Below are 11,970 nucleotides of genomic sequence, written 5' to 3'. Positions count from 1 at the left end.
CTTTTGAAACCGCCTTTAAATGTCAGACAATAGACTTGACCGGACCTGAGCGCCGTCTATGCTGCGCGCATAAAAACAATATCGGGATGAGATCATGGTTCGTTTGTCACGTCGTCAGGCCATCGCCGCCGGCACAGCGCTTGGTGCTTTAGGTGCGATCAAGGCACAGGCGCAAAGCAAGAGCGCTCAGGTTACGCCGTTTCCACTGACCGCGGTGCGGCTGAAAGCCTCGATCTTCGAGACCGCCGTCGAGGCCAACAAGAGCTACCTGCTGGCGCTTGAACCCGACCGCCTGCTGCACAATTTCTATCTCTTCGCCGGCTTGCCGACCAAGGGCGAGGTCTATGGCGGCTGGGAAGCGCGCGGCATCGCCGGCCACAGCCTCGGCCACTATATGAGCGCCTGTTCCCTGATGTACGCCCAGACCGGTGATGTGGCCCTGAAACAGCGCGCCGACTACATCATCTCCGCCCTGCTCGTCATTCAGGCCAAGAACGAAGACGGCTATGCCGGCGGCACGACGGTTGACCGGGGCGGCAAGACGGTTGACGGCAAGATTATCTATGAGGAACTGCGCAAGGGCGATATCCGTACCGCCGGTTTCGATCTCAACGGCGGCTGGGTGCCGATCTACACCTACCACAAGGTGTTCGCCGGCGTGCTCGATACCCATGCCCTGTGCGGCAATGCCGACGCCTTGAAGGTGGCGATCGGGCTGGCGGATTATCTCGGCACCATTTTCGAGACTCTAAGCGACGATCAGATCCAGACCGTCCTGATGGCCGAACACGGCGGCATTAACGACGCCTACGCCGAACTTTACGGCCGCACGCAGGACAAACGCTGGCTGAAACTGGCCGAGCGCATCCGCCACAAGGCCGTGCTCGATCCGATCACCGAGGGCCGCGATGAACTGGCCGGCAAGCACGCCAACACCCAGATTCCCAAGGTCATCGGTCTGGCGCGTCTCTACGAACTGACCGGCGAACCTAAGCACGCCAAGGCGGCCATGTTCTTCTGGGAAACGGTGACCAGGGACCACTCCTATGTCATCGGCGGCAATTCCAATTTCGAGCACTTTGGCGAGCCACGCAAGCTGGCCAACCGCCTGGGTCAGCAGACCTGCGAGGCCTGCAACACCTACAACATGCTGAAACTGAGCCGCCATCTCTATGGCTGGAGCGGCGACAAGCGCTATTTCGACTTCTTTGAGCGCGCCCACCTCAACCACATCATGTCTCAGCAGGACCCGGCCACCGGCATGGTGTCCTATTTTTCGCCCCTGGCCTCGGGCTATGGCCGCAAGCATTCGACGCCGGACAACGACTTCTGGTGCTGTGTCGGCTCCGGCATGGAAAGTCATGCCAAGCACGGCGAGAGCATCTACTGGAAACAAGGCGACCGTATCCTGATCAATCTCTATTATGCCTCGACGCTCGATGCGGCGGATCAGGGCGTGAAGATCGATATGGAGACCGCCTTCCCCTATGAAGACACCGTGCGCCTGCGCGTCTCCGGCACAGCGAAAAAGCCGGTGGGCCTGGGGCTTCGCGTGCCGGACTGGTGCGCCGCACCGGTGCTGACGCGTAACGGTGTGGCGATGACGGCCGCGCCTAAAAGCGGCTATCTGCTGCTCGATGGCCTGAAAGCCGGCGACAGCCTCACCCTGAAACTGCCGATGACGATCCGCAGCGAGGCCATGCCGGATGACGCCAACCTGATCGCCTTCCTCAACGGCCCGCTGGTGCTGGCCGCCGATCTCGGCCCGGTCAGCGCGCCTTGGAGCGGCATCGATCCGGTGATCATCGCCGACAGCGAGCGCGATATCCTGCGGCCGGCGCTAGAAGGCGCGGCCCAGAGCTTTACCCCCGGCGACAAAGGCTATCCTGCCCCCCTCATCTTGCGTCCCTATTTCGATCAGCACCACAACCGCACCGCCGTCTATTTCCGCCGCTTCGGCGTGGCGGAATGGCCGGTGGCGGAGGCCGCCTACCGCGAGGAAGCACGCGCGAAAGCGGACATGGAAGCCCGCACGGTCGATGTCATCCGGCTTGGCGAACAGCAGCCGGAAAAGGATCACAATTTCGACGGCACCGACGCCACCAGTGTCATCACCCACATCAATACGCGCGGCCGCATGGTCAATGGCTATTTCCAGTTCGACATGCGCGTCCAGCCGGGGCCACAGACGCTTTACGTCACCTATAACGGCGCCGATCGCAAACGCGACATCCGCATCCTGATCGACGGCCAGCCGTTCGCCATCGAAAAGCTCGAAGGCGCGCCGACCTCAGCGCTCCAGGTCAAGACCTATGCCCTGCCGGAAGCCCTGACCAAGGGGAAAAGCAGCGTGCGCGTGCGCTTCGATGTGCCGGACAACAAATGGCAATGGACGACGGTCTATGAGTGCCGCATCCTGAAAGCGGGCGGTACAGCGGTTTAGGGCTGGTGATCTAATTTTAAACCCCTCTCCCCGCTAGGCAGGGAGAGGGGAAATAAGAACCCACCGATGTCGATCCGTCCTAGCGTAACGGGCGCGGCGTCACGCCTTCGCGCGTCATCTTCACCGGCTCGATCAGGCCTCGGGCGCCGAAGGTCATGCGATCAATAGCCATTTCGCGATGATTGCCGTCGTTCGTATCGAGCGGGCGGCGGTGATAGACGATGTACCAGTCGTCAGTGCCCGGGATATTGACCACCGAATGATGGCCGGCGCCGCGTGCAATGGTTTCATCCTGCTGGAGAATTTTACCCTGCGATGTGAAGGGGCCGAAGGGCGAGGTGGCCGTGGCGTAGGCCACCGAATAGTCGGGGCCGGTCCATTCGCCTTCCGACCACATCAGGTAATATACACCCTTGCGCTTGATCATGAACGAGCCCTCGACATAATCAGGGTCAGGCGTGATTTCCTTGTAGGTTTCGCCATCGGGAAACGGCACCACGCTTTTCAGGTCCGGCGCCAGCTTGACGACATTGCAGTGCTTCCAGCCACCGTAATACATGTAATACTGGCCGTCATCGTCGCGGAAGATCATCTGGTCGATCGGCTGGGCGCCATTATGGATCTCGCCGACCAGCGGATGCCCCAGAGCGTCATGGAAGGGGCCTTGCGGGTGATCCGCCACCGCCACGCCGATGCCGCCCAGTTCTCCGGCATGGACATCGTTGGCACCGAAGAAGAGATAATACTTGCCGTCCTTCTCGATAGCGGAGGGCGCCCACAGCGCAAAGGCCGCCCAGCTCACATCCTTCACATCAAGGACATGATCATGCTTTTGCCAGTGCACCAGATCGTCTGAGGAAAAGGCGTCCATATAGGTCTGCTTGAGGAAGGGGGACCAGATCTTCGGATTGGCGCGAAGCTTGAGTTGCTTTTCGCTGAATGTGGGCGACACCGCAGGCGGCGTATCCTCGGCGGACAGGGTCGGGAAAATCCAGTATTGGCCGTCAAAGATACGGATTTCCGGATCGGCATACCAGCCGGGCACAATGGGATTACCGGCCTGCGCCGCCATAGCGCTGCCGAGCAACAGGCCGAATACGAGCGCCACTTTTTTCATGTATTTTCCCTGGTTTCATGTATTTTCCCTGGTTTCATGTATTTTCGCTGGCAAGATTTCCGGACCTTAAGCCAGATGAACGCCGTGTCAAACACCCTTGAGGGTCAGATGCCTTTAAGATTCAGGCGCGCCGGCGTCCCCGTACTGGAAGACGGCGCGATCCAGATATCGAAGTCGCCCGGCTCGGCCTGCCATTTCAGATCGAGCCCGACAAAGGCCAGGTCGGCGCGCGTCAGTTCAAAGGTCACGGTCTGGCTGTCTCCGGCGGCGAGATCGACATGGCGGAAGCCTTTCAGCGAACGTATCGGCTGGGTAACCGAGGCGACGCGGTCGCGGATATAGAGCTGCGCCACCTCGTGCACCGGCCGCTTGCCGTCGTTGGTGACGGTGGCCGATACACTCACCCGGCCTTTCCAGTCGAGCGCCGGCTGACTGAGCAGAGTCGCGCCATAGCTGATCTTGCCGTAGCCGAGGCCATGACCAAACGGATAGAGCGGCTCAAAACTGGCATCCCGGTAGCGTGCGCGATAATTGGCATCGTCACCGATCTGAGGCCGCCCCGTGGTGCGATGGTTGTAGTAGAAGGGCTCCTGCCCCGATTTCTGCGGGAAGCTGCACGGCAGACGCCCCGACGGGCTGTGATCGCCGAACAAAAGATCGGCGACGCCATGCCCTGCTTCCGAACCGAGGAACCAGGTGCAAAGGATGGCCGAAGCGTCACGTACCGCGCCTGCCAGCGCCAGCGCCCGGCCATGGCTGAGCACAATCACCACCGGCTTACCCGTGGCGGCCACGGCCTCGGCCAGAGCCTGTTGGGCCACCGGCACGGTGATCTCGGTGCGCGATTGTGCCTCGCCCGACATCTCCTGACCTTCGCCGATGCACATCACCACGATATCCGCCGCTTGCGCCGCCTTGGCCGCGGCCTCGATGCCGCCAGCGATCGGCGCGTCGATATCCGATCCACGCACCACGGTCAGGTTGGCCGGAGTGACGATCTCGCGCATCGCCATCTCCAGCGTCACGCTCTGGCGCGTATCGGGCCAGACCACCCAATAACCATTGACCTGATTGAGGTCGGAGGCCAGCGGCCCGATCAGGGCGATCTTCTGACCGGCCTTTTTCAGCGGCAGCACATCGCCGTCATTCTTCAGCAGCACGCACGCGCGTCGCGCGGCTTCGCGCGCCAGGGCCACGGTTTCGGGTAAGCGCAGTTGCGTCTGCTCGCGTTTGAGATCGAGCGAACGGTACGGATTCTCGAACAGGCCGATGGCCTTCTTGACACGCAGAACCCGCCGCACCGCCTCATCGAGTACCGCCAGCGGCACCTGTTTGTCGCGCACCAGATCGGGCAGGTATTTCATATAGATGCCGCTCTGCATCGACATATCGCAGCCGGCCAATAGCGCCTTTTTCGCCGCGTCGGCGCCATCGGCGGCGAAACCGTGCGCGATCAATTCCTCTTCCGAGGTGAAGTCCGAGACAACAAAGCCGCCGAACCCCATTTGGCCGCGCAGGATATCGGTCAGCAGGCGGCGATTGCCCGTCGAGGGCACGCCACCAATGTCGTTGAAGGCGCTCATGATGGTGATCGCGCCGGCCTCGATCCCCGCCGCGAAGGACGGCAGATGGGTCTGGTAGAGCGCGGCGTCCGAAATCTCGACCGTGTTGTAATCCATGCCGCCTTCGACCGCGCCATAGGCGGCGAAGTGCTTGAGGCAGGCCAGCAGCGAGTCCTCGGCCTTGAGGTCATTGCCCTGAAAGCCCTTGACGCGGGCGCGGGCGAACTGCACCGCCAGATAGGGGTCTTCGCCCGCCGCCTCGGCGGTGCGGCCCCAGCGCTGATCATGCACCACATCAACCGCCGGCGAGAAGGTCCAGTGCAGGCCGCAGGCGGTCGCTTCCAGCGCCGCGGCGCGGTTGGTGCGGCGTGAAAGCTCCGGATCGAAGCTCGCCGCCTCGGCCATGGGAATGGGGAAGATGGTCTTCATGCCGTGAATGATATCGGCGGCGAAGATCAGAGGGATACCGTGCGGCGACCGCTCGACCGCCGCCTGTTGCAGTTCGCGGCCGAGCGCAACGCCCATGCCATTGAACAGGCCCGTGATGCGCCCTTGCGCGATATCGGCCAGCATCTTTTCCTTGGGCACACTGGCGACGGCGGGATTGAACGTGGCCGCCTCGGTGCGCACCGGATCACTGTAGAGGCTCAGTTGTCCGGCCTTTTCCTCCAGCGACATCTTGGCGATCAGGTTTTCGATAAAGGCGTCTTTGGGCGCCGCGAAAGCCGGCGAAAAGCCCGATGCCACGCCCGCCATGGCCAGTCCGGACGCGGTGCCCTTGAAGAAGGTGCGGCGTGACAGGGTGTGCGAAGCATGGGGATTGGACATGAAGGAAACTCGAAAATTCAGACAAAAAAGGGGGAAAACGAAAACGCTCTCCCCCGTCAGTTGGGCAATCAAGGAGGCCCCAGAAACATTAGAGCCCCGTCAGATCACATTACCATTTGTAGCGCAGGCCGACCTGATACGAGCGGGCGGAGCCGGTCGTGTTGTTGTCGCCGGCGCGTGTTGGCCCCTGGCTGCCATTGCGATCAGCGATACACCCTGTATCGGTTGGATTACACTTCAGGCCGCCGCCCCAGCCGGAATAGACACGGTTGACCGAGTCGAACACGTTATAGACCTGCCCTTCCAGCGTGATGGTCTGGCCGCTTGGCAGTTCGAAGTCCTTAGAGAGGCGCAGATCGACGTTCTGATAGGCGATATCGTCTTTCGGATAGACCCCGCCCGGTATGAACCGAACAGCAGGACCGCTGGCGTCAATATATTGAAACGCCCCGCCGGATGCCAAGGTGACGAAGGCCGAAACTTGCGTATCCCAAGGACCATCGACGATGCCAGTGCCGACGAAGCGCCATTTATCCACGCCCTCGGCAGCATGCCAGCCAGTATCCCTCGGTGTGGCGTAGTCGAAGCCGTAGCGATCGCTCTGACCGATCGCATCGGCATTGGTCAGGGTCAGGGTCCCGCTATAGCCGTAGTGCGATGAGCGGGTATAGGGCTTGTCCACAGTCAAATAGATGGCCTGATAGTGGGCCTCCGCATCATTGTTCGATATGACGAAGTTGCCATAACCCGGCAGGCCAGATCCCCAAGGTGCGCAGGAATACTGTGGTCCGTAAGCGCACCATGTACCATCAGGCAAACGATTGCCCAGCACATAGCTGAACAGGTCCTTGGACTGGATATCCGCCAGGGTGAGGCTGGTGGCAATCGCTCCAAATTGCTTGCGCACACCAATATTGAACTGATCGGAATAAGGCACCTTGGTGTCGTTGTTCAGGGCGTAGATTTCCCCCTTCTGACCAGTCGCTTTCGCTGCGGCGATCAGGGCTGTCTTGTCGGTGGCATAGGCCGGGTTCCAGCTAATGGTGTTGTCGTTCGGGTTGGTATCGACCGTACCTTCCGGATTGACATTGAGCGTCACGACATGGATTTGCGTGCGACGCGTCTCCAGTTGGGCGTTGTCATAAATGGTTCGGTCATAGTAGCGGCCATAGCCACCGAAGAAGACGATATCGCGGTCGCCGTTCAGATCGTAAGAGAAGCCAAGACGCGGGGCGAAGGCGCCCTTGAAGGCCTCACGATTACCACCATTGCTGATGTAGTCTTCCGGATTAAACCCGGCAGCCTTGAAATTGGCCCAACCGCGCAGCGCTGCCGCCACGCCCGGATCGGTGACGAACTTGTCGTTGAGCATGTTGGTTTCGTAATCCCAGCGCAGGCCGAGATTGAGGCTCAGGTGCGTATTGACCGTCCAGTCATCCTGAATAAACAGACCCCACTGGGTATTCTTTCCCGTAACACGGGGGTCGCCATCGGCAACGACCACCCGCACCGGGACATTGTCCGAAGCGCCATAGGTATAGTCGCTGGCGACATACATGTATTCGGGATTGAAGTGATCGGCTTCTGTGGCGATATAGTTATAAAGCGCTAGCTTGACACCTGCCTTGACGACGTGCTGGCCATGCCATTCCAGACCGGAAAAAGTCATGTTGTTACGGAAAGTGACGTTTTCCTGCGCCTTTTCCTGCGAATAGGTGGCGCCGCCAATCTGGGCGACCACGCCAAAATCGGTGGGGCTGTTCACCAGGGTGATGCCGGGGGAATCGGAAAGCGGCGACTGGAGCCAGTGATAGGTCTGATATTCCAGGGTCATTTCATTGAGGATGTTCTCCTCACGATATTTCCACGAAATCAGGCCCTGACGGATATACTGGTCCAGCGTATCGCCTTGGGTATAGGCCGTCGTGCCGCCAAACCCGCGCACATCGTCTTCTTCACGATCCTGAACGGAAAAATCGACCGTGTTCATCTCATTCGGCGTCCAGGTCAATTTGCCGAAATAAAGGTCTTCCTTGAAATCCTTGGCATAAACGCCATTTTCACCTGAAAAACCGGGGAGGGTAATGTTGACAGAATCCGTCGGACGCTGATCCTTGCGGTGTTCATACACCGCGTAGAAGTGCAACACATCCTTGATGATCGGGCCGCCGATATCAGCGCCATATTCAGTGTTCTGATAGTCACCCTTGGGCTGGCTGCGCTGGTAATAGGGCTGGCCGATCATATCCTTGGATTGATAGGTCACAAAGGCGCTGCCGTGGAAATCATTGCCGCCGGTCTTGGTGACGGCCGAAATGATGGCGGTGCCGGCCTGCTCGAATTCGGCCTTGAAGTTCTGGGTCGAGACCTTGAATTCCTGAATCGCCAGTTGCGGGAACGGATTGCCGCGCGAGCTATCCTGCCCGGCCGCGCCGCCTTGCAGCACCTGATTCTTCTGGCTCTGGCCGTCGATAAACACATTGACCTGATTGGCCGAAACAGCGCCGGCGCGGAACTGCTTGTTCTCGGCGTCGGGCGAAACCGACACACCCGGCGCGAGGGCGGCGAAGTTCAGGAAGTTGCGGCCATTCTGCGGCAGGCTGTTGATCTGGGTCTGCGACACGCTGGTCGCCACTTCGGAGGTGCGCACTTCCTTGCGGCGGCCGCGCACGGTCACCGTGGTGGTGGCTTCGGGGGCTGCGGCCACGGCGGCGGCATCGAGATCGAGCGTGGTGGTTTCGCCAACCGCAAGCGTGACGTCCTCGGTGGCCGAGCCCACCGTGATCTTGTAGTTGCCGGGGCGCAGCCCCACGATGACATAGCTGCCATCGGCGCGCACCGTGCCGGAGGTGCGGGCGCCGGTATTGACGTCAACCGCGGTGACGACCGCACCGGCCTGCGCCGAGGCGACGTGGCCCTGAACGGTCGAGGTGTCGGCGGCAAAGGCCGTGTTCCCCAGGGTCGCTGTCAGCGCGAAAATGGATGCGCCCAGGACCAACCTGAATTTCGTTGTGTGCTTCATTATGTGTCATCCTCCCACTATGTGTGTTCGTGCTTAGATCGGCACAATACCCCGTCTTTGACTTGAGGTTTGCGCTTATTAAGTCAGGTGGGCTTTCCTGACCTGTTGTGTTGGAGTGGCTATGGGCCGATCGAGGCGGATGGCTTGGCTAAGCCAGAAAGACCGGTCGCATTCTTCTCCCAAATGTTATGAAGCGTCAGCCATATGCAATGCAGCCCTCGCCATTCAAAGGGCGACGTACAGGCGGCGCAACGGGCAAAACTCTCCGGATTTCAGGCGAGCGTAAACGCTTACATTTACCTTGTCAATCAAATTGCAAACGCTTACAGTAACGCCGAAATGTCACCCGATTGGCATTTTAAACCTGCCCCGCCAGCCTGCTTCTCCCCCGGCTGGCGGGCCTTTTTTCATAGACTGGCGGCCTTGCAATAGCGGTTGATGTAGTCTTCATGCCGCGGCATGGCATCGGTATGCTCACCGATCACCGCCTCAATATCGTGAAGATAACCGGCGATATCGGCTTCCGTCATCATATCGACATTGGGATCGTAGTCCGGCCACATCCCTTGCCCCAGCAGCACCTGCACCCAGCTTTCCTCGCGGAACAACTCAAAGGCGCCGCGCTTGAAGATCCGCGCTGACGATTGGAAAAGGTCGATCTTGCGCTGCAGCGTCTCCGGCACCTCCATGTGTTTGACATAGGCCCAGAAAGGCGTGTCATCACGGCGGGTGATCTTATAGTGCGCGATGATGAAGTCACGGATATCGCGGTACTCATCGTCGCTGTAGGTGTTGTATTCCCGGATATCGGCGGCATGGAAGCCCTGGCCCGGAAACAGCGACAGCAGGCGCAGCAGGCCGGTCTGGATCAGGTGGATGCTGGTCGATTCCAGCGGCTCCAGAAAGCCCGCCGATAACCCAATGGCGACGCAGTTCTTCTCCCATGTCTGGTGGCGCTTGCCCGGCCGGAATTTGATCAGCCGGGGATCGCCCAGCGCCGGACCGCCCAGCGTGCTCATCAGGGTATCGACAGCCTGCTGATCGCTGGTATAGGCGCTGGAATGGACATAGCCATTGCCGGTGCGGTGCTGCAACGGAATGCGCCATTGCCAGCCGGCGTCGCGCGTCGTGCACGTGACATAGGGCGTAATCTGCGTTGGATTGGCTGAAGGCACCGCATAGGCGCGGTCGCACAAAAGCCACTGGCTCCAGTCTTGGTAACCGACGCCGAGCGCGTCACCGATCAACAGGCCGCGCATGCCGGAGCAGTCGATGAACAGATCGCCACCTATAGCCTGCCCGCTTTGCAACACGACCTTATCGATAAAACCACTTTCGGCCTTGAGCACCACATCGGTGATGCGGCCTTCGATGCGTTTGACGCCGCGCTTTTCGCTCAAGCTCCGCAGATAACGGGCATAGAGCGAGGCGTCGAAATGGTAGGCATAGTCGAGATCGCTCATCGGCGGTCCGCGACGCGCATCCGGCGGGGCGAACCTGCCTTTGCGCGCGGCGGCGGTGCACATCGAATAAGAATCGAAGTCACGGAAGCCGCCCTTCGGGAACATCTTGAGCCAGAACTGGTGGGTGTGCAGCCATAGCCGATCGACGCCGATCTTGCCGAAACCGTGGATATAGCTATGGCCCTTCTCGCGCCAGTCGACGAATTCGATGCCGAGTTTGAAGGTGCCCTGAGTCGCCTTGAGAAACTCCGCCTCGTCGATCTCCATCATGTCGTTGAAAATCTTGATGGCGGGAATGGTCGCCTCCCCGACCCCAATCGTGCCGATCTCCTCGGATTCGATCAGGGTGATGGCGTAGCGCCCCATCAGCAGCTTGGATAAAAGCGCCGCCGTCATCCAGCCCGCCGTGCCGCCGCCGACGATGGTGATGCTGCTGATAGCTGGATTGGTCATGTGTGCCCCGCAGTGATAAAAGGGAAACCACAGATTACACAGACTAACACAGATTGATGCGCGTCGGCGCCCTGACCTGACCTGACCTGACCTGACGGGCTACCGTATGGGTTAGGGAATCCGTATTGGCGACCCAAGCACCAAAAATCTGTGTTAATCTTTGTAATCTGTGGACCACCCTTTCCTTGATTTAAGCCATAAGCTCGAACGTGGCCGCCGTGCCGCCTATCGCTGAAGGGGCGATCCATACGTCGAACTTGCCGGCTTCCGCCATGGGTTTCAGGTTCGGGTGCACAAAAGCCAGTTCCGCCGGCGTCAGGGTGAACTCGACCGTGGCGCTCTGGCCCGGTTCGAGATCGAGGTGCTGGAAGCCCTTCAGCAGCCGGATCGGCTGGACCAGACTGGCCACCTTGTCGTGGATATAGAGCTGCGCCACCTCGTGCAGACGGCGCGCGCCGGTATTGGTGACCGTGGCGCTGACCTTGATCGTGCCGGTCATGCTCAGGGTCGTGGCCGAAACGGTGGTCACGCCATAGGCCACGCTCGAATAGCCAAGGCCGTGGCCGAAGGGATAGAGCGCGTCATTGGTCACTTCGCGGTAACGCGCCTTGAAGTTCTTGTCTTCGCTGATCTGCGGACGGCCAGTGATGCGGTGGCTGTAATAGAAGGGCTCCTGGCCTGACGCCTGCGGGAAGCTGACCGGCAAACGGCCCTGCGGCGCGTAATCGCCAAAGACGATATCGGCGATGGCGTTGCCTTCTTCCGAGCCAAGGAACCAGGTGGCGAGGATGGCCGGTGCGTCCTTTACCGCGCCCGTCAGCGCCAGGGCACGGCCATGCTTGAGCAACACGACGACCGGCTTGCCGGTGGCTGCAATCGCCTCCGCCANAGCCAGTTGCGGCGCCGGCACCGAGATATCGACGCGCGATTGTGCCTCGCCCGACATATTACCCGCCTCACCGATGGCCAGCACAACGATATCCGCCGCCTTCGCCGCCTTGACCGCCGCTTCGATGCCACCTTCGATCGGGGCCTCGACGTCCGAGCCCTTCACCACGGTTAGGGCATCACCCCCAGAATCG

6 protein-coding genes are annotated in these 11,970 nt (G+C 60.3%); 1 reads left to right on the top strand and 5 read right to left on the bottom strand.

The window, feature by feature from the left end:
• The first annotated feature begins 94 nt into the window (after window positions 1-94).
• Window positions 95-2,443, top strand: a complete 2,349-nt coding sequence (locus B060_RS0119390) for a glycoside hydrolase family 127 protein (RefSeq protein WP_018083470.1) — start codon at window positions 95-97, stop codon at window positions 2,441-2,443.
• A 79-nt stretch (window positions 2,444-2,522) separates the two neighbouring features.
• On the opposite strand, the gene B060_RS0119385 is transcribed toward B060_RS0119390, so the two are convergent.
• The 5 genes from B060_RS0119385 to B060_RS0119365 all read right to left on the bottom strand — a co-directional run bounded on the left by B060_RS0119385 (window position 2,523) and on the right by B060_RS0119365 (window position 11,861).
• Window positions 2,523-3,560 carry a glycoside hydrolase family 43 protein gene (locus B060_RS0119385; protein WP_018083469.1) on the bottom strand — a complete coding sequence of 346 codons (1,038 nt, stop codon included), beginning with the start codon at window positions 3,558-3,560 and terminating at the stop codon, window positions 2,523-2,525.
• A gap of 104 nt (window positions 3,561-3,664) precedes the next feature.
• Entirely contained in the window at window positions 3,665-5,950 is a 2,286-nt protein-coding gene (locus B060_RS0119380; protein WP_018083468.1) for a glycoside hydrolase family 3 N-terminal domain-containing protein, read from the bottom strand.
• 109 nt (window positions 5,951-6,059) lie between these two features.
• Entirely contained in the window at window positions 6,060-8,972 is a 2,913-nt protein-coding gene (locus B060_RS0119375) for a TonB-dependent receptor (protein WP_018083467.1), read from the bottom strand.
• 407 nt (window positions 8,973-9,379) lie between these two features.
• On the bottom strand, window positions 9,380-10,888 hold the full coding sequence (locus B060_RS0119370; protein WP_018083466.1) for a tryptophan halogenase family protein: 1,509 nt from the start codon (window positions 10,886-10,888) through the stop codon (window positions 9,380-9,382).
• A gap of 190 nt (window positions 10,889-11,078) precedes the next feature.
• Window positions 11,079-11,861, bottom strand: a complete 783-nt coding sequence (locus B060_RS0119365; RefSeq protein ID WP_425304002.1) for a glycoside hydrolase family 3 C-terminal domain-containing protein — start codon at window positions 11,859-11,861, stop codon at window positions 11,079-11,081.
• Window positions 11,862-11,970 lie beyond the last annotated feature (109 nt).

This window comes from Asticcacaulis benevestitus DSM 16100 = ATCC BAA-896 (assembly GCF_000376105.1).
GTDB classification, from domain to species: Bacteria; Pseudomonadota; Alphaproteobacteria; order Caulobacterales; family Caulobacteraceae; genus Asticcacaulis; species Asticcacaulis benevestitus.
The sequence above is the reverse complement of the archived record's forward strand: the minus strand, read 5'-3'. Positions and strand labels throughout refer to the sequence as shown.

What these genes read in the sequence shown, in the direction of transcription:
- B060_RS0119390 (WP_018083470.1), top strand. Translation starts at nt 95, where the DNA reads ATGGTTCGTTTGTCACGTCGTCAGGCCATCGCCGCCGGCACAGCGCTT.
- B060_RS0119385 (WP_018083469.1), bottom strand. Translation starts at nt 3,560, where the DNA reads ATGAAAAAAGTGGCGCTCGTATTCGGCCTGTTGCTCGGCAGCGCTATG.
- B060_RS0119380 (WP_018083468.1), bottom strand. Translation starts at nt 5,950, where the DNA reads ATGTCCAATCCCCATGCTTCGCACACCCTGTCACGCCGCACCTTCTTC.
- B060_RS0119375 (WP_018083467.1), bottom strand. Translation starts at nt 8,972, where the DNA reads ATGAAGCACACAACGAAATTCAGGTTGGTCCTGGGCGCATCCATTTTC.
- B060_RS0119370 (WP_018083466.1), bottom strand. Translation starts at nt 10,888, where the DNA reads ATGACCAATCCAGCTATCAGCAGCATCACCATCGTCGGCGGCGGCACG.